This is a genomic window from Amycolatopsis vastitatis, from assembly GCF_002234595.1.
GTDB lineage: Bacteria > Actinomycetota > Actinomycetes > Mycobacteriales > Pseudonocardiaceae > Amycolatopsis > Amycolatopsis vastitatis.
In genome coordinates this window covers 96,193-115,147 of record NZ_NMUL01000008.1, presented here as the reverse complement: position 1 = coordinate 115,147, position 18,955 = coordinate 96,193, and the positions used below count along the sequence as shown (strand labels likewise).

At 71.8% G+C, this 18,955-nt stretch carries 13 protein-coding genes; 8 read left to right on the top strand and 5 right to left on the bottom strand.

What is annotated here, in order from left to right; all coding sequences use genetic code 11:
* Positions 1-21: 21 nt before the first annotated feature.
* The 4 genes from CF165_RS10445 to CF165_RS10430 all read left to right on the top strand — a co-directional run bounded on the left by CF165_RS10445 (position 22) and on the right by CF165_RS10430 (position 8,870).
* A complete protein-coding gene (locus tag CF165_RS10445; RefSeq protein ID WP_240521527.1) occupies positions 22-993 on the top strand; it encodes a magnesium transporter CorA family protein in 972 nt (323 codons plus the stop codon).
* A 316-nt stretch (positions 994-1,309) separates the two neighbouring features.
* The gene (locus CF165_RS10440) at positions 1,310-5,854 is read left to right on the top strand and encodes a HAMP domain-containing hybrid sensor histidine kinase/response regulator (protein WP_093947263.1); all 4,545 of its coding nucleotides are present in this window, start codon (positions 1,310-1,312) and stop codon (positions 5,852-5,854) included.
* The gene (locus CF165_RS10435) at positions 5,851-8,256 is read left to right on the top strand and encodes a SpoIIE family protein phosphatase (protein WP_093947262.1); all 2,406 of its coding nucleotides are present in this window, start codon (positions 5,851-5,853) and stop codon (positions 8,254-8,256) included. The genes CF165_RS10440 and CF165_RS10435 overlap by 4 nt, the downstream gene beginning before the upstream one ends.
* Before the next feature lie 215 nt (positions 8,257-8,471).
* Positions 8,472-8,870: a VOC family protein gene (locus CF165_RS10430; RefSeq protein WP_093947261.1), complete on the top strand. Its 399-nt coding sequence runs from the start codon at positions 8,472-8,474 to the stop codon at positions 8,868-8,870.
* Here the strand turns inward: CF165_RS10430 and CF165_RS10425 are convergent.
* On the bottom strand, positions 8,860-9,954 hold the full coding sequence (locus tag CF165_RS10425) for a calcium:cation antiporter (protein WP_093947260.1): 1,095 nt from the start codon (positions 9,952-9,954) through the stop codon (positions 8,860-8,862). The two genes, CF165_RS10430 and CF165_RS10425, sit on opposite strands and share 11 nt — an antisense overlap.
* Before the next feature lie 51 nt (positions 9,955-10,005).
* Positions 10,006-10,908, bottom strand: coding sequence for a LysR family transcriptional regulator (locus CF165_RS10420; RefSeq protein ID WP_093947259.1), 903 nt, complete (start codon positions 10,906-10,908; stop codon positions 10,006-10,008).
* Positions 10,909-10,978: 70 nt separating this feature from the next.
* On the opposite strand from CF165_RS10420, the gene CF165_RS10415 reads away from it, so the two are divergent.
* The 3 genes from CF165_RS10415 to CF165_RS10405 all read left to right on the top strand — a co-directional run bounded on the left by CF165_RS10415 (position 10,979) and on the right by CF165_RS10405 (position 14,747).
* Entirely contained in the window at positions 10,979-12,712 is a 1,734-nt protein-coding gene (locus CF165_RS10415) for a pyruvate dehydrogenase (RefSeq protein ID WP_093947258.1), read from the top strand.
* 135 nt (positions 12,713-12,847) lie between these two features.
* Complete coding sequence (locus CF165_RS10410) at positions 12,848-13,996, top strand: hypothetical protein (RefSeq protein ID WP_240521526.1); 1,149 nt, start codon at positions 12,848-12,850, stop codon at positions 13,994-13,996.
* Between the two features lie 94 nt (positions 13,997-14,090).
* On the top strand, positions 14,091-14,747 hold the full coding sequence (locus tag CF165_RS10405) for an HNH endonuclease family protein (RefSeq protein WP_093947257.1): 657 nt from the start codon (positions 14,091-14,093) through the stop codon (positions 14,745-14,747).
* Here the strand turns inward: CF165_RS10405 and CF165_RS10400 are convergent.
* Complete coding sequence (locus CF165_RS10400) at positions 14,698-15,567, bottom strand: fructosamine kinase family protein (protein ID WP_093947256.1); 870 nt, start codon at positions 15,565-15,567, stop codon at positions 14,698-14,700. The two genes, CF165_RS10405 and CF165_RS10400, sit on opposite strands and share 50 nt — an antisense overlap.
* A 55-nt stretch (positions 15,568-15,622) precedes the next feature.
* On the opposite strand from CF165_RS10400, the gene CF165_RS10395 reads away from it, so the two are divergent.
* The gene (locus CF165_RS10395) at positions 15,623-15,979 is read left to right on the top strand and encodes an MmcQ/YjbR family DNA-binding protein (RefSeq protein WP_093947255.1); all 357 of its coding nucleotides are present in this window, start codon (positions 15,623-15,625) and stop codon (positions 15,977-15,979) included.
* On the opposite strand, the gene CF165_RS10390 is transcribed toward CF165_RS10395, so the two are convergent.
* Both CF165_RS10390 and CF165_RS10385 read right to left on the bottom strand, forming a co-directional pair.
* On the bottom strand, positions 15,904-16,773 hold the full coding sequence (locus tag CF165_RS10390; RefSeq protein WP_093947254.1) for a GNAT family N-acetyltransferase: 870 nt from the start codon (positions 16,771-16,773) through the stop codon (positions 15,904-15,906). The genes CF165_RS10395 and CF165_RS10390 overlap by 76 nt on opposite strands.
* Before the next feature lie 45 nt (positions 16,774-16,818).
* Positions 16,819-18,891 carry a putative Ig domain-containing protein gene (locus CF165_RS10385; RefSeq protein WP_093947253.1) on the bottom strand — a complete coding sequence of 691 codons (2,073 nt, stop codon included), beginning with the start codon at positions 18,889-18,891 and terminating at the stop codon, positions 16,819-16,821.
* Positions 18,892-18,955: the final 64 nt, after the last annotated feature.

Genomic DNA, 18,955 nt, shown 5'->3' with positions numbered 1-18,955 from the left:
CTGTCGCGGGTACTCGTCCGGATGACCAGAACCCGGGTGTACCGCGACGGCGAGCTGCGGAAGGAAGATTTCCCGGTCGAGGACGTCTCCGACTTCCTGGCCGAGCGGGGCACCACGGTGTGGGTCGACCTGTGCGCCCCGTCCGAGGCGGACCTGGCCGAACTCGCCGACGAGCTGGGCCTGCACCGGCTCGCCGTCGAAGACGCTGTCCAAGAGCACCAGCGGCCCAAGCTCGACCGCTACGACGGCCACGCCTTCCTGACCTCCTACGCCGTCCGGCTCGACCAGGCGACCGGCCGCGTCGCCACCTCCGAGCTGGCCGCCTTCATCACGCCGCAGGCGCTGGTCACCGTGCGCAAGGACGACGGTTTCGACATCGAGGCGGTCGTGCGCCGCTGGGACCAGGCAGCCGAACTGGCGAAGTCCGGCGTGTCCTTCCTGGTGCACGGCCTGCTCGACTACGTCGTCGACGGCCACTTCGAGGCCGTGCAGGCGCTCGACGACGAGATCGAAGCCCTGGAGGACCTCGTCTTCGAGGACCGCCCCGACTCCTCGGAGCTGCAGCACCGCTCGTTCCGGCTGCGCAAGAGCCTGACCGCGCTGCGCCGGGCGGTGCTGCCCATGCGCGAGGTGATCAGCTCGCTGATGCGCCCCGACCTGCGGCTGGCGGACGAGCTCACCCGCCCGTACTTCGAAGACGTCCACGACCACGCCCGGCAGGCCGCCGAGCAGACCGAGGCCCTGCGGGAGCTCATCGCCACGGTCCGGGAGACCCAGCTGAACCTGCAGGGCAACCGGCTGAACCTGATCATGAAGAAGGTGACCGGCTGGGCGGCGGTGATCGCGGTACCCACCGCGGTGACCGGGTTCTACGGCCAGAACGTGCCGTACCCGGGCAACGGCGCGCCGAGCGGGTTCTGGACTTCGACGATCGCCCTTCTGGTGCTGTCGATCGGGTTGTACGCGATGTTCAAACGCAAGGACTGGCTGTGAGCCGCACCACAATCGACAATCCACAATGGAGTGTCCACTCCGGACGACCCGACCGGGTGCGCCGCGGCACGGGGGCATGGCGACCGACCGGACGGCGACGTTCAGCCGAACGGGTCAATGCGGCCGGATGGCCTGGGGGAGAAGGAAAGGCTTCGAGCACCGCCTGAGGAGCGCGCGTCGTCACGGGCGCGGCTGGTTGCTCAACCGTTGCCGCTCAGCATAGTGCAGTTGCACTATGCTGAGCCATCCGGTGTGCCCACGCCGGCGGCGCCACGCGCCGGACTGACGGAGAAACGGGTGGCGGATGAGTGGGGCAATGGTCGAAGGGACGCGCCCGGGTGCGGGAGCGGACGCTTCGGGCGTGGGCGAGGCGGGGGAGCAGGAGCTGCGCCGCCTGCTGGCCGGCCTGACCGCCGTCCGCGACGGCGACTTCGGCATCCGGCTGCCGGGCGGGGCCGACGGCCTGCTCGGCGAGATCGCCACGGTGTTCAACGGCATGGCCGACCAGCTTTCGCTGTTCACCTCCGAGGTCACCCGCGTCGCGCGGGAGGTCGGCAGCGAGGGGCAGCTGGGCGGGCAGGCGAAGGTTCCCGGTGTCTCCGGCACCTGGAAGGACCTCACCGACTCGGTGAACGCCATGGCGGGAAATCTCACCACCCAGGTCCGTGACATCGCCCAGGTGGCGACCGCGGTGGCGAAGGGCGACCTGTCGCAGAAGATCGACGTCGACGCGCGCGGCGAGATCCTCGAGCTGAAGGACACCGTCAACACGATGGTGGACCAGCTGTCGTCGTTCGCCGACGAAGTCACGCGCGTCGCGCGCGAGGTGGGCAGTGAAGGCCGCCTCGGCGGCCAGGCCCAGGTACCCGGCGTCGGCGGGGTTTGGCGCGACCTCACCGATTCGGTGAACTTCATGGCCGGGAACCTGACGGACCAGGTCCGCAACATCGCCCAGGTGACGACGGCGGTCGCGAAGGGCGATCTCTCGCAGAAGATCACCGTCGACGCGCGCGGGGAAATCCTCGAACTCAAGAACACCATCAACACGATGGTGGACCAGCTGTCGTCGTTCGCCGACGAAGTCACCCGCGTCGCGCGAGAAGTGGGCACCGAAGGACGGCTGGGCGGCCAGGCCGACGTCAAGGGCGTCTCCGGCACCTGGCGCGACCTCACCGACTCGGTGAACTTCATGGCGGGCAACCTGACCGACCAGGTTCGCAACATCGCGCAGGTCGCCACCGCCGTGGCGAGCGGCGACCTGTCGCAGAAGATCAACGTCACCGCCCGCGGCGAGGTCCTCGAGCTCAAGGACACGCTGAACACGATGGTGGATCAGCTGTCGGCGTTCGCGGACGAGGTCACCCGGGTGGCGCGCGAGGTGGGCACCGAGGGCCGGCTGGGTGGCCAGGCCGACGTCAAGGGCGTCTCGGGCACCTGGAAGGACCTCACCGAGTCGGTCAACGTCATGGCCGACAACCTCACCGCGCAGGTCCGCTCGATCGCCCAGGTCACCACGGCCGTCGCCCGCGGTGACCTCTCGCAGAAGATCCGCGTCGACGCCCGCGGCGAAATCCTGGAGCTGAAGGACACCATCAACACGATGGTGGACCAGCTGTCCGCGTTCGCGGACGAAGTCACCCGGGTGGCGCGCGAGGTCGGCACCGAGGGCAACCTCGGCGGCCAGGCCACCGTCCGCGGGGTGTCCGGGACCTGGAAGAACCTCACCGACAACGTCAACGTCATGGCGTCCAACCTGACAGGCCAGGTGCGCTCGATCGCGCAGGTCGCGACGGCGGTCGCGCGCGGTGACCTGTCCCGCAAGATCACCGTCGAGGCCAAGGGCGAGGTCGCGGCGCTGGCCGACGTCATCAACACGATGGTCGACACGCTGTCCGCGTTCGCCGACGAGGTCACGAGAGTGGCGCGCGAAGTCGGCACCGAGGGCATGCTCGGCGGGCAGGCGCGGGTGCCGAACGTCGCCGGCACCTGGAAGGACCTGACCGACAACGTCAACTCGATGGCGAACAACCTCACCGGGCAGGTCCGCAACATCGCCCAGGTGACCACCGCCGTCGCGCAGGGCGACCTGACCCGCAAGATTGACGTCGACGCCCGCGGCGAGATCCTCGAGCTGAAGACGACGATCAACACGATGGTCGACCAGCTCTCGGCGTTCGCCGCGGAGGTCACGCGCGTGGCGCGCGAGGTCGGCAGCGAAGGCCGCCTCGGCGGCCAGGCCGAGGTCGAAGGCGTTTCCGGCACCTGGAAGCGGCTCACCGAGAACGTCAACGAGCTGGCCGGGAACCTCACCCGGCAGGTCCGCGCGATCGCCGAGGTGACCAGCGCGGTCGCCGAGGGCGACCTGACCCGGTCGATCACCGTCGACGCCTCCGGCGAGGTCGCCGAGCTGAAGGACAACATCAACTCGATGGTGGAGTCGCTGCGCGAGACCACGCGGGCGAACCAGGAGCAGGACTGGCTCAAGTCCAACCTCGCCACCATCACCGGGCTGATGCAGGGCCGCCGCGACCTCGCCGTCGTCGCGGCCGCGGTGATGGACGAGCTGGTGCCGCTGGTCAACGCCCAGTACGGCGCGTTCTACCTGGCCGACGACACCGCCGAGGTGCCGGAGCTGCGGCTGGTCGGCGCGTACGGCCACCCGGACGACGGCGACGGCCCGGTGGTGCGCTTCCGCGTGGGCCAGTCGCTGGTCGGGCAGGCCGCGCGCAGCCGCCGCCCGATCGCGATCGACGACGTCCCGCCCGGCTACGCGACCATCTCCTCCGGCCTCGGCAGCACCGCGCCCGCGAGCCTGATCGTGCTGCCGATCGTGGTCGAGGACCAGGTGCTCGGCGTGCTCGAACTGGCGTCGGTGCACGGTTTCACGGCGGTGCACCGGGCGTTCCTCGAGCTGCTGATGGAGCAGATCGGCGTCAACGTCAACAGCATCGTCGCGAACGCCCGCACCGACGAGCTGCTCGGCGAGTCCCAGCGCCTGACCGCGGAGCTGCAGGCGCGCTCGGAAGAACTCCAGGCGCGCCAAGAAGAACTGCAGTCCTCCAACGCCGAGCTCGAGGAAAAAGCCGCGCTGCTGGTCACGCAGAACCGCGACATCGAGACGAAGAACCTGGAGATCGAGCAGGCCCGCCAGGAGCTGGAGGCCCGCGCCCAGCAGCTGACGCTGGCCTCGAAGTACAAGTCGGAGTTCCTGGCCAACATGAGCCACGAGCTGCGCACCCCGCTCAACAGCCTGCTGATCCTGGCCCAGCTGCTCGCGCAGAACCCGACCCGCAACCTCACCGCGAAGCAGGTCGAGTACGCGGGCATCATCCACTCCGCGGGCTCGGACCTGCTGCAGCTGATCAACGACATCCTGGACCTGTCGAAGGTCGAGGCCGGGAAGATGGACGTCACCCCGGAGCAGGTGTCGCTGCGGGGCCTGCTGGACTACGTCGAAGCGACGTTCCGGCCGATGACGTCGCAGCGCAACCTGGACTTCCGGATCACCGTCGCCCCGGGCTCGCCGCCGGAACTGCTCACCGACGACTCGCGGCTGCGGCAGGTGCTGCGCAACCTGCTGTCCAACGCGGTCAAGTTCACCGAGGTCGGCGGCATCGAGCTGCACATCGAGCCGGTGGACCCGGAATCGCTGCCCCGGCCGCTGCGCGCGCACGGGCCCGCCGTCGCGTTCCGGGTCACCGACACCGGGATCGGCATCGCCGAGCACCAGCTGGAGTCGATCTTCGGCGCGTTCCAGCAGGCCGACGGCACCACCAGCCGCAAGTACGGCGGCACCGGGCTCGGCCTGTCGATCAGCCGGGAGATCGCGCAGCTGCTCGGCGGCGTCATCACCGCGGAGAGCACCCCCGGCGAGGGCAGCACGTTCACCTTCACGCTGCCGGTCGCCCGGCCGGACTTCGCCGCCGTCCCGGCCGGTGACCACCCCGGCACGGTCGTCACGGTGGGAGATGCCGGTGCCGCGTCGTCCGCGCCGCGCGGCTACCGGCGGCTGCTGGTCGTGGAGGAGCGCCAGCACGGGCTGCTGACGCTCGTCGCCGAGAGCGCCGCCGCGGATCTGTCCGACAGCCGGGACATCGGCATCTCGCCCGCCGACGTCGAGGTGGTGACGGCGGTCGGCACGCAGGAGGCAGCGGCCGCACTCGCCACCGACGCCTACCACTGCGTGGTGCTGGACCTCGACCTGCCGGACCGGGCCGCGTTCGCCTTCCTCGACGCGATGCAGGGCGACAGCGCGCTGCGGCTGGTACCGGTGCTCGCGCACAACAGCCGCCGCATCGACGGCGAACTGGAGCAGCTGGTGCAGTCCCGCGCGGACGTCCAGTCGCTGGAAGTGCTGTCGGGACTGGACGAGCTGCGCGAGCGGATCGCCCTGCACCTCTCGGCCGAGGAACCCGGCGCGGTGCTCCCGCTGGTCAGACCGGACGAGCCGGCCGCGCCGGTGCGGGCGGCCGACGTCGACACCACCCTCTCCGGGCGGACGGTGCTGATCGTCGACGACGACCCGCGCAACGTCTTCGCGCTGACCGGGATCCTGGAGCTGCACGGGATGCAGGTGCTGCACGCCGAGGACGGCCGCAAGGGCGTCGAGACGGTCGCGGCGCACCCCGGCATCGACCTGATCCTGATGGACGTGATGATGCCGGAGATGGACGGCTACACCGCCACCGCGAAGATCCGCGCGATGCCCGAGCACGCGAAGATCCCGATCGTGGCGGTGACGGCCAAGGCGATGCCCGGCGACCGCGAGAAGAGCCTCGCGTCCGGCGCGACCGACTACGTGACCAAACCGGTCGACGCGGACGACCTGATCGCCCGCATCAAGCGGCACGTGACGGCGTGATCGGCGACGGGCAGTTGCCTGCCGAAGACCAGGGCGTTCCCGTGCTCGCCCCGCCGGCCGAGGTGTCGGCCAACCTCGCCCGGCTCGCCGACACCGTCGCCCGCCTGCGCGGCGAGGTCGACCACGCGCACGCCGTCGCCGACGGCCGTGCGCTGATCGAGCTGGCCAAGGGCGTGCTGATGGAACGCCTGCACTGCACGCCGTCGGACGCGGCGAAGCAGCTGGAAAGCCTCGCCGGACGCTCGGGGATGACGCCCCTGGAGTTCGCGGCGGAGGTCGTCGGCGAGGCTGCCGAGGACCGCATCAGCGAGGTGACCCAGGAGTTCCTGGCCCGCGCCGACGGCGAAGACTCCGTCGCGGTTCGCTTGCGCACGGCGGAAAGCGGCGTGCTCGCGGCCGGCGACACCCAGCGCGTCGCGGAGTCCATTTTGGAGCACGCGCTGCGGCCGCTCGGCGCGACCGCCGTCGCGGTGTGGCTCGCCGGCCCCGACGGATCGCTCACCCTGGCCGGTTCGGCCGGGTTTTCGGCGGAGGAAGCGGCCCGCTGGCGGTACGTCCCGCCCGGCGTCGCGACGCCGGCCCGCAGCGCGCTGATCGACCGTGACACGGTCTGGCTGCCGACCCTGGCCGGCGCGGGGCTTCCGTCGATCGGACGGCACACGCTGGCCGAGGGCGGGCGCGTCGCGGTGCCGACCGGGACCGGCGGCCGGATCATCGGCGTCGTCGAGATGTGCTGGCCGAAGCCCCTGCCCGCCGAACCCGGGCGGCTCCGGCGGCAGCTGGAAGCGCTGGCCGAGCTGTGCGCACACACGCTCGACACGTGGGACGGCGTGGTCGCCCCGGTCGCCGCCGACGGCTCGGGCGACTTCCTCGGGGAGCTGGTGGACTTCGTCGACGGCCTGCACGACCCGGCCGTGCTGCTCTCGCCGTGCCTCGACGGCGGCAGGCTCAGCGACTTCCGCATCCACCACGCGAACGTTCGGTTCGCCGACCCGGGCGGGCGGCCGCGCAGCCGGATCGTCGGCACCCGGCTGCTGGAGACGTACCCGCTCGCGGCCGAGGAAAGCGGCCTGCTCGACAAGATCCACCGCGTCTACGCCACCGGCGAGCCGTTCCGCGCCGACAGCATGGCCGTCACCACTCTCGTCGACAAGGTGCCGCTGACCGTGCTCACGGACATCAGCGTCACCCGCTTCGCCGGCAACGTGCTGATGATCCTGCGCATCCAGGACGACGCGGCGAAGCTCGCCGTGCTGCTGCAGCACGCCCAGCGGCTCGGCCGCATCGGCGGCTTCGAAGAGAACGTCGTCACCGGCGCGATCACCTGGAACACCGAGCTGTTCGCGCTGTACGGCCTGCCGCCCAACGCCACGCCGATGTCCCTGCACGAGCTGGCCGGGCACGCGCACCCCGACGACGGGCCGGCGATCGGCCGGTTCCTGCGCGCGGTGCTGCACCACAAGCGGCCGTCGTCGACGGCGTTCCGGCTGCAGCGCTCCGACGGCGTCGCCCGGCACATCCGGGTGGTCGCCGAGCCGGTCGTCGACGGCCGGGGCGAGCTGGTCGCGGTCCGCGGCGCCTACCAGGACGTTTCGTCGCAGCACTGGACCGAGGTGGCGCTGGCCGCGACGCGGGACAGGCTGGCCGAGACCGAGCAGCACGCGTTGGAGCGCAACCGGCTGGCCCTGCAGCTGCAGCACGCGATCATGCCGCCGGCCAAGGGCCCGATCGACATGCCGGGCCTGCGTGCCGCGGTCCGCTACCGGCCCGCGGAGAAGGAGCACCTCGTCGGCGGCGACTGGTACGACGCGGTCGCGCTGCCGACCGGCGAGGTGCTGCTGTGCGTCGGCGACGTCGCCGGGCACGGCATCGACGCGGCGACCGGGATGGTGAGCCTCCGCAACGCGCTGCGCGGCCTCGCGGCGACCGGCGCCGGGCCCGCGCAGCTGCTGACCTGGCTGAACCTGGTGGCCTACCACCTAACCGACCACGTCACCGCGACCGCCGTCGCGGCCGTCTACGACCCGGCTCACCGGAAGCTGCGCTGGGCGCGGGCGGGGCACCTGCCGCCGATCGTCCGGCACCGCAACGGCGAGGCGACGACGTTGCCGCTGATCCGCGGTTCCCTGCTCGGCGCGGTCCGCGACGTCGTCTACCAGGAGGAGGAGCTGCAGCTCGACGAGGGCGACATCCTGCTGATCTACACCGACGGCCTGATCGAGCGCCGCGACCGGCCGGTCCAGGACTCGGTGTCCCGCCTGGTCACCCTGGTCGACGGCCACGACGGCGGCCTCGAGCACCAGCTGGACACCCTCCTCACCTACAGCACGGCGGACACCGACGACGACACCTGCGTGGTCGGCATCGAGGTCACGACGTCCCGAGCCGTGTCGGCCCCCTGATCACGAGTGATGCCTCTCCAATCACGAGTGATGCCTCTTCGATCACGCGTGATGGCCCTTCCGCCCGATGGGCCGGTGTGACGAAACGGGCATCGGCCGTGATCAGAGGGGCATCACGCGTGATGGGGAGGGCATCACTCGTGATGGGAGGGACGACACGGTGGTCTGGGCGGCCCGGCTGTGCTGTGCTGGACGGGCTGCCGAGGAGGTCGGCCATGGCCACGGTGACGGTCCGCTACATCGTCGACGACGTCGACGCCGCGATCGCGTTCTACTGCGGGCAGCTCGGGTTCACCGAGCGGATGCACCCCGCTCCCGCCTTCGCGATGCTGACCCGCGGCGACCTGCGGCTGCTGCTGTCCGCGCCCGGGGGCGGGCCGGGCGGTGGTGCCGCGGTGGGCGGGGTCGTGCCCGCGCCGGGTGGGTGGAACCGGTTCGCCCTGGAGGTCGAGGACCTGGCCGCGGAGGTGGCCCGGCTCGAGGCCGCCGGGGTGCCGTCGCGCGGCGGGATCGTCCGCGGGGTGGGCGGCGACCAGGTCCTCGTCGACGACCCGTCGGGCAACCCGGTCGAGCTGTTCCAGCCGACCCGGCCCGAAGCGCGGCTCAAGGGTTGACCGCCAGGACGAGGAAGCCGGCCAGCAGGACCAGGTGCACGCCGCCTTGGAGGCGGGTCGCCCGGCCGGGGACCACCGTCAGGACGCTCACCACCACCGTCAGGGCCAGCAGGACGATCTGTGTCGAGCCGAGGCCGAGCAGCAGCCGTCCCGGCAGCCACACCGACGCGAGCGCGATGGCCGGGATCGTCAGGCCGATGCTCGCGATCGCCGAGCCGTAGGCCAGGTTCAGGCTGATCTGCATCCGGTCGCGCTGGGCCGCGCGCACCGCTGCGAGGGTCTCCGGCAGCAGCACCAGGAGCGCGATCACCACGCCGACGAACGACTGCGGGAACCCGGCGGCACGCACGCCGGCTTCGATCGCCGGCGATTCCACCTTGGCCAGCCCGACGACCGCGACCAGCGCCACGAGCAGGAGCGCCAGGCTGCCCACCGCCGCCCGGTTCGACGGCGGGCCGGCGTGGTCGTCCTCCTTGACCGCGCCGTCGGCGGCCACCGGGAGGAAGAAGTCGCGGTGCCGGACCGTCTGGGTCAGCACGAACGTCCCGTACAGCGCCAGGGAGGCGAGCGCGGCGAAGGTGAGCTGTGTGGGGGAGAACGCCGGTCCGGGCGTGCTGGAGGTGAACGTCGGCAGCACGAGGCTCAGCGCGGCCAGCGTCGCGACCGTGGCCAGCGCGGCCCCGCTGCCTTCCGGGTTGAACAGCGTCGCGCCGTAACGCCGGGCGCCGACGAGCAGCGAGATGCCGACGATCCCGTTCGTCGTGATCATCACCGCCGCGAACACGGTGTCCCGCGCCAGAGAGCCGGTTTCCGGGCCGCCGGAGACCATCATCGTGACGATCAGCGCGACCTCGATGACGGTGACCGCGACCGCCAGCACGAGCGACCCGAACGGTTCCCCGACGCGGTGCGCGACGACCTCCGCGTGGTGCACCGCGGCGAGCACGGTCGCGCCCAGTGCGACCGCGACGACGGCCACGAAGACCGGGCCGAGGTCGCGGCCCCAGGCGAGCGCCAGGACGAGGATGCCGAGCACGGGGGTGACGGAGGTCCAGGACAGCAGGAAGGATCTCAGCGCGGCCATACCCCCACCCTCGCACACCGGGGGCGATGATGCCTGGTGGTAAGGGAATTCTCACATCGTCCCTTGTGGACGGTCGAACTCGGCGGGCACCGTGTCGAGTACGTGCCGCCGGAAGGTTTCGCTGGGCGGTGGGAGATTTCGCCCCGCTGCCCAGGCGAGCCCGATGTCGCGGGCAGCGTCCACATCGGTCAGTTCGAGGTGCGGCGCCGGGAACGCCGCGGTGTGCGGCAGCGGCAGCACGGACACGCCGAGCCCGGCGGTGACGAGCCCGCGCAAGGTCTCGACCTCGTCGCCTTCGAACCCGATGCGCGGCGCGAACCCCGCCTCGGCGCACAGCCGCTCGGTCGTTTCGCGCAGGGCGTAGCCGGGCCGCAGGAGGATGAAGGTTTCGTCCGCGACGTCGGCGAGGCGGACCCGGCGGCGCCCGGCGAGCCGGTGGCGCGGCGGCACGGCCAGCCGCAGCGGCTCGATGAGCAGCCGGGACCAGTGCAGCTGGGGGTGCCGGGGGTCGCCGCTGGTGATGACGAGGTCCGCGGTGCCTTCGAGGAGTTCCGCCTCGAGCCCGGCCTCGCCGTGCTGCCGCAGTTCGAAGCGGGTGTTCGCGTGTTCGCGCAGGAACCCGCTCAGCACGGCGGGCACGAGCCAGGTGCCGAACGTGTGCAGGAAGGCCAGCGGCACGACCCCGGTGCCCGGCGCGACGATCTCGCCGACTTCGCGCAGGCCCTGGTCGAGCTGGTCGAGCACGAGGTCGACGTGCCGCTTGAAGGCGTGCCCGGCCGGTGTCAGCCGCAGCACCCGCCCGGACCGGCGGAACAGCTCGGCGCCCGCCTCGTGCTCGAGCCGCCGCAGGGCCCGCGACAGCGCGGGCTGGGTGAGGTGCCCCCGCGCGGCGGTCTCCGTGACGGTGGCGCCGCCGGCGACCTCCCGGAAGAGCCGCAGCGTCTGGACGTCCATGTCTCCAGTGTATGGATTTTCAGCCAATCAGGCATTGGACGCATCGGTCGCGCGCGGCCACGCTGGGGGTATGGCTACCGTGGCAGAACAACTGGTCAGGACCCTGCTGGACGCGGGCGTCGAGCGCATCTACGGCATCGTCGGCGACAGCCTCAACCCGATCGTCGACGCGGTCCGCCGCACCGACGGCATCGAGTGGGTGCACGTACGCCACGAAGAGACCGCCGCCTTCGCCGCGGCGGCCGAAGCGCAGGTCACCGGCAAGCTCGCGGTGTGCGCGGGCAGCTGCGGACCGGGCAACCTGCACCTGATCAACGGCCTGTTCGACGCGCACCGCTCGGGCGCGCCGGTGCTGGCCATCGCGTCGCACATCCCGTCGAACCAGATCGGCACCGGCTTCTTCCAGGAGACCCACCCGGACCGGCTCTTCGCCGAGTGCAGCCACTTCAGCGAGGTCGTGGCGGACCCGGCGCAGCTGCCGCGGCTCCTGCGGATCGCCACGCAGGCCGCCGTCGGCAAGGGCGGCGTCGCGGTGCTGACCATTCCGGGCGACCTCGCCGACCGCAAGGCGACCGGCCCGCTGACCGAGCGGCTTCCCCTGGTCACGCCGTCGCCCGCGGTGCCGCCGGCCGAGGCCGTCCAGGAACTCGCGGATCTGCTGAACTCGGGCGAGAAGGTGATGCTCTTCGCGGGCGCGGGGGTCCGCGGCGCGCACGACGAGGTCATGGCGCTCGCGGAGAAGCTCGCCGCGCCGGTCGGGCACTCGCTCGGCGGCAAGGAGTGGATCCAGTACGACAACCCGTTCGACGTCGGCATGAGCGGATTGCTCGGCTACGGCGCCTGCTACGACGCGATGCACGAAGCCGACCGGATCGTGTTGCTGGGCACGGACTTCCCGTACGACAACTTCCTCCCGCAGGCCCGGACGGTCCAGATCGACCACGACGCCTCCCGCCTCGGCCGGCGGACGCCGCTGGACCTGGCGGTGCACGGAGACGTGACGGAGACGCTGCGCGCCTTGCTGCCGCTGCTGCGCCCGCGCACCGAACGCGGGTTCCTCGACCGGATGCTGCGTGAGCACGTGCGGAAGCTGGAAAAGGTCGTCGGCGCGTACACGACGAAGATCGAGCACCGGCGGCCGGTCCACCCCGAGTACGTCGCATCGGTCCTCGACGAAGTCGCTGACGACGACGCGGTGTTCACCGTCGACACGGGCATGGGCAACGTCTGGGCCGCGCGCTACCTGACCCCGAACGGCCGCCGCCGCGTGCTCGGCTCGTTCCGCCACGGCAGCATGGCGAACGCGCTGCCCCACGCGATCGGCGCGCAGCTTTCCCAGCCCGGCCGCCAGGTCGTGTCCCTGTCGGGCGACGGCGGGCTCGCGATGCTGATGGGCGACCTGCTGACGCTGCCCGCCTACGACGTCCCGGTGAAAGTGGTGGTGTTCAACAACGCCACGCTCGGGATGGTGAAGCTGGAGATGCTGGTCGACGGCCTGCCGGACTTCGGCACCGACCACGCGCCGGTGAACTTCGCGGCGATCGCCGCCGCCTGCGGCGTGTTCGCGGAGCGCGTCGAGGACCCGGCCGACGTGCGCGGAGCGCTGGAGAAGGCGTTCGCCCACCCCGGCCCGGCGGTGGTCGAGGTGGTGACCGACCCGAACGCGCTGTCGATCCCGCCGCGGATCACCGGCGAGATGGTCCGCGGGTTCGCCCTGGGCGCGACGAAGACGGTCCTCAACGGCGGTGTCGGCAAGATGGTCGACCTGGCCCGGGCCAATCTGCGCAACACCCCGCGGCCGTAGCCCGCGAGTCCACTGTGGACATGGCAGTGGCTACGCACGGTGGTGTTCGATCACTCGTTCGGCTGCTGGGGTGAGGGCCGGTCCGCCTCTTACCGTCGAGACAGCGCTTGCCGTCTCGTCCTGGGAGGTTCCGGCGTGCTCGTGGCACTCCAGCGCACCGGCGACGACCGGGATCTCCCCGCGGCGGCGGAGCACATCGTGCGGCTGCTGCGGTCGTGGGGCCCGGGCCCGGATCACCTGACGGGCCTGGCACTGGCCGGCATCAGCCTGCCGAGCCGCCTGGGACCGCGCTTCGTCGACGCGCTGGTGTTCACCCGCTGCGGCGTGGTGGTCATCGCGGCGCAGGAACTGGGCCCGGCGGAGTGGCCGGGCCCGGGCGCCCGAGCCGAGGCGGCGGTCGCCGCGGCGAAGGGGGCGCTCGCCGGTCACGACGGGGGCCGGTACGTGACGGGCCTGGTCGCGGTGGTCCCGCAGGCGGCTGCGCGGGGTGGTGGGCCGGCTCCGGACTTGGCCGAGGATCGGCCGGTCGCGGATTCGCGGGACGGCGGCCCGGCGTCAGGCTCGGTCGGGAGCCGGTTGGTGGATGGTCTGCGTGGGCGTGAGTCGGCGGCGGGCTCGCAGGGGAGTGAGCCGGGGGCGGCGCGGGGCGGAGCCGAATCTGCGTCGGGCTCGGTCGGGAGCCAGCCGGTGGAAGGTCTGCGTGAGCCTGCGGCGGACCCGCAGGGGAGCGGGGCGGCACGGGACGGAGCCGAACCAGCACCGGGCTCAGGCGAGAACCGGCCGCGGTCGTCGCTCAGCCCGAGCGACTCGGCAGCGCAACCGCAGCCCGACCCGCCGGCGCCACTGCTCCACCGGCGTGCACCGGAGCCCGTCCCGGTCGTCCTCGCCGACCCGCGTGGTCTGCGGCGGATCATCGGGCAGCACAACCGGTGGCGGACCGTCTGGTCGGCCGACGACGTCCTCGACGCCTGCTACGCCCTCTCCCTCGCGCACCTCGCCCCGCCGCGGGCGGCCCTCCTCGCCGACGGTTTCCCGGCCCGGCTGCCCACCCGCGCGAAGCTGCCGGAACTGCCCGCCGTGATCCCCGTGCCCCCGGAGCCGGCTCCGGCCGACGACGAGCCCGGTCCCTGGATCCCGCCGGCACGCGGGCCCGTTTCCGCCGTCTTCCCCCGGCCGCGGCCGATCCGGCAGGTGCCGTGGGGGCTGCTCGTCGTCCTGGGCTTGCTCGTCACCGTCGGGGTGATCGCCGCCGTGTTCGTCGCGCAGGTCTTCCACGGCTCCTGAACTGCCCCGATCGGTTCGCGTCAACTACGCCGTCTGCACCGTTTCGTCGGCGCGTCCGCTGGGCACCTCCCGGTCGATGTGAAAGGGGTTCACAATGCCGCGCACCCGGGCGCTCCTCCTCTTGGCCGTCCTCGCGGGCGCCTCCCTCTCCGGCTGCAAGGTGCCGAATGACGTGGCCGCCGGCACCCAGCCCCCGGGGACGGCCGCCGCCGCGCCGATCTCGCCCGCCGAGGCGAAGACGCAGCTGGCGGCGCTCAAGGTCGCGGTGCGCGGCACCATGGACGGCTACTCTCGCGACGAATTCCCGCACTGGGACAAGGTCGATGCCAACTGCGACACCCGCGAGCAGGTCCTCAAGCGCGACGGCAAGGACGTCAAGACCGACGCGCAGTGCGCTCCGAAGTCCGGCACCTGGGTCAGTCCCTACGACGGCGAGACCTGGCACAAAGCGACCGATGTGGACATCGACCACATGGTGCCGCTCGGGCAGGCTTGGATCAGCGGCGCGAAGAGCTGGACCCGCCAGCGGCGCGAGCAGTTCGCCAACGACCTCGTGCGCCCGCAGCTGAAAGCCGTCACCGACAACGTCAACGAGCAGAAGAGCGACAAGGCCCCCGACCAGTGGAAACCGCCGCTCGTCTCGTACTGGTGCACCTACGCCACCGACTGGATCGTCGTGAAGGCCAACTACGGGCTGACGATCACCGTCCCGGAGAAGAAGGCCCTGGAGACGATGCTGGGCCACTGCTGAACGAACGCGCCGCCGCCACCGCCTGCCCGGCGTAGGACTGTCCGAACAGGACGGTGTGCACCAGCAGCGGGAACAGCTGGTGCACACCGATCCGCTCCGCCCAGCCCTCGGCCAGGGGACTGACCTCCTGGTACGCGGCCACGACGCGGTCGAGGTGCGGGCAGCCGAACAGGTGCAGCATCGCCAGGTCGGTCTCGCGGTGCCCGCCGTGGGCGGCCGGGTCGATGAGCCAGGCGTCCCGGCCGTCCCACAGGACGTTGCCGTTCCACAGGTCGCCGTGCAGCCGCGACGGGGGTTCCGCCGACGCCGGCAGCCTGCCGCAGGCGCGCTCGAACAGCGCGGCCTCGGCGCGGCCGAACGTCCCCGCGTCGACCGCACGCCGGACGTAGGGCAGCACGCGGTACTCGGCGTACCACGAAGCCCAGTCGTCGCCGGGAACGTTCTCCATCGGCGCCCGGCCGATCCAGGCCTCGGCCGGGCCACCCGGGGGAGCCGCCCCGAACGCCGGGGCGCCGGCCGCGTGCAGCCGCGCCAGGCCGCGCCCGAGCCGCTCGGCCGCCGCCGCGGACGGCCGTCCCGCCGGGACGCGGTCGATGACCAGCCAGTTCTCGTCCTGACCGTGCACGGACGGCACCGGCACCGCTGATGCCGTCGCCAGCCAGCGCAGGCCGGCCGCCTCGGCCGCGGTCGCGCCGGGGCCGTGCCCGCGTTTGACCACGACCACCCGGCCGTCGTCGAGGACGGCCTCGGCGAGGTCCCCGGACAGCCGGCGTGTCTCCGAGACGGTGTGCCCGGTGAGCCGGGCCGCGGGCTCGCTCATGTCCGCCCACCGTACCGGCGCGCTACGGTGGTCGCCGAAGAGCAGGGGAGCGAACGTGACTGTGCGGGTGAACGAGTTCGAACGCGTGCTCGGCGCGCTGGCGGAGGTCCAGCGGTCGGAGGCCCGCGACTACTCGTCGTTCAGCGTGCGGGGCAAGCGGTTCGGCTACTACTGGCCGCGGACCCGGACCGTCGGCCTCAAGCAGACGATCTCCGAACAGCTGGCGCTGGTCTCGGAACGGCCGGACGTGTTCGAGGTGCAGTTCACCGCGGGCGGGTTCGGCTGGGTGGTCGTGTACCTCGACCGGATCGAGGCCGACGAGCTCGCCGAACTCGTCTACGAGGCCTGGCGGCTCTCGGCCCCGGAAGACCTCGTCTCGGAGGTGCCCTTCACCAGGATCGCCCGGGCGTAGAGCAGGTCGAACCCCTGCCGCTGCGCGTTCTGCTGGGACTTCGTCCCCGGCAGCGTGGTGACGATGGCGAGGTCGCACCCGGCCGCCCGCGCCGCCGCGAGCCGCGCGCGCAGCAACGCCGTCTGCACGCCGCGGCGCCGGTGGGCCGGCACGGTCGCGGCGCCGGCGAACTGCGCGATCCCGTCGGTGACGCGGAAACTCGCGCCGCCGGCGAAGTCGCCGTCCCGCTCCGCGAGGTACCGCCGCACCCCGGCCATGTCCCGCAACACGGTCACGAGCGTCTCGCGGGAGAAGTCCTCGTGGGAGGGCAGGCCTTCGGTGTCGACGACCAAGGAGGCGTCGGCGACGGCGGACAGCCACGCTTCCAGCTCGTCGTCCCGGCACGGCCGGACGTCCCCGCTCACCTCGTCCACGGCGTCGTCGAGCCGCCGGCCCAAGACGTTCTCGTACGACTCCAGGCGGTAGCCGCGCTCCGTGAGGAAGGCCCCTACCTCGGGGTCCGCCAGGTGGCACAGCTCCACCTGCACCGGCGCGCCCAGCTCGGCGAAGGCCCGCTCGAGCTCGTCGAGCGCATCGGCGTCCGGCACGCCGGCGAAGCCGAGACCCGCGACCTTGTCGAACGGGGAGCCCGCCTCGGCGAAGCTCGCGATTCCGCCGGCGAGCGGGCGCGCGAATCCCACCGTGTCACCGCGTCGTGCCCGCGCGGCGTCGCTGCAGTCGGCGACCCACCGGGCCTCGGCGCGTTCGATCCGCTCCGCCAGCGCGACGTCGCAGAAAAGGCGTTCCCCGTCCATGTCCCCACAGTGGCGGACACGGACGGGGAACTCCAACCGGATTTCTCAGCCCTCCACGCGGTGCGACGCCCAGAACGACGTCAGGTCGGTCGAACCGGCCGCCGCCTGCGCCGCGGCCTTGAACTCGGCCGTCGTCGACACGCCGTACCAGTGCGACTGGGCGTACGACTTCAGCAGGTTCGCCATCGCCGTGTCACCGATCAGCCGTCGCAGGTCGTGCAGCGTGCACTTGCCGTAGTTGTAGACCACCGTGGAGTAGCGGGACGAATGCGCGTCCCAGTAGGCCATCGAGTTGGTCAGCTTCTCCGCGCTCGACTGCCAGGTGATGCCGCAGCCGCTGCCGGTGATCCCGCGGTAGAGGTCGGTGGCGTAGTCGGTGAAGCTCTCGTCGAGCCAGGGCGAGTTGTACTCGTCGTCGCCGACGATCCCGTAGAACCACTGGTGCGCGATCTCGTGCGGCAGGGCCACGTTCGACACCAGGTCCATCACGAAGCCCGGGTACTCCATGCCGCCGAACCAGAAGTTGTTGTCCAGCACCACGTCCAGTTCACCGTACGGGTAGTCGCCGAACCGCCCGGCGTGGACGTCGACCGCGTCGGCGGCCAGCGACAGCATCGAGTTCGCGCTGCTGGTGGAGATGCCGCTCACCGAGTAGACGTTCACCCGCACACCCTTGCCGGACGTGGTGGTGATCTTCGCGAACGGCCCCGCGCCCCACGCGAAGTCCCGCACCTTGCCCGCCACCGCGTGCGTGGTGGTCGTGGTGCCGCTGGTCGTCTCGGTCGACGTGCCGGTGGCCGGCGTCAGCAGGGCCGCCGGGTGCACGAGCGTGACGTCGAAGTCGCTGATCACCGAGTAGAACGACTCGCCGTTGTTCGTGTACGGGTCGAGGTGCCAGCCGGCCCCGTCGCGGACCGCGAGCACCGGGAGCGCGTTGCCGATCATGTTGTACGCGCCGTCGTGGCCGAAGCGGTCGGCACCACTGGGCACGACGATCTTGAGGTCGAACCCGATGGTCGCCGACTGGCCCTGGGCGAGCGGCGCGGGCAGCGTGATCTTCAGCGCGGTGCAGTCCACGCTGAGTGCGGACGGCGTGCCGCCGGTGACGTTCGTGACGGTGATCGGCGTCGTCGGGCAGGAGCCGTGGTAGTTGTCCCAAAGCCGCAGGTACACCTCGGGCAGCGCGGTCGCCGACCCGTTGGTGAAGCTGACGCTCTGGTGCCCGGTCCAGGTGTCGCCCGCGGTGTTCGAGGTCAGGCTCACCGTGTATGCGGGGTTGATGGGCGTGCGGGTGGAGTCGGCGGGCGCCGGTGAGATCGTCCAGGCGAAGGTCGCGCTGCCGCTGTTGCCGGCCGGGTCCTTCGCCGTCACGGTCGCCGAAGACGTTCCGGCCGTGGTCGGCGTGCCGGTGATCTTGCCCGTGGTGGCGCCGATCGCGAGGCCGGCGGGCAGTCCGGTCGCGCTGTAGGTCAGGGCGTCACCCTGCGGGTCGCTCGCCTGGATCTGCAGCGCCACGGCCTGGCCGACGGCGCCGGACTGGGCGCCCGGAGAGGTGACGACCGGCGACTGCGGGTTGCTCGTGCCGGTCGTGGTCAGCGAAAAGTCGTCGAGGAGGAAGTTCGTCGCCAGGCTCGAGTCCTCGGTGCCGGTGACCTTCAGCGTCACGGTCTGGCCGAGGTAGCGCGACACGTCCACGGTGCGCTGGACGTACCCGGTGTTCTTGTCGAGGTTCGAGTAGCTCGCGAGGGTGTCGGAGCCCGCCTGCACCACCAGCTTGTCGTAGACGGTGCCGGTCGTCGTCTCCTTGGTGTCGATGTGCGACCACCAGGACAGCGTCGCCGAGGCGCAGCCGGCGGGGAGCGTCAGCGACTGGGACAGGGTGTCGGTGTGCGTGCTGCCGTGGCCGCCCAGCCAGGCGTCCATCGTGCCGCCGTGCGCGGGTTCCGCGCTGGTGGCGGCCCTGATGACCCCGCTGCTCTGGGTCCACGGCGCGGTGCCGCTCTCGAACCCGCCGTTGCCGACGAGCTGGTCACCGCAGACCGCGGCGGCCGAGGCCGGCGTGGCGACGGCGACTGTGCCCAGCAGGCCGATGGCCAGGCTGAGCGCAGCAGAAAGCACCCTCGATCTCATGGAGGCAGTCCTTTCCCGGCTCCGCCCGTGGGAGCCACGAAAAGCGTCCTCT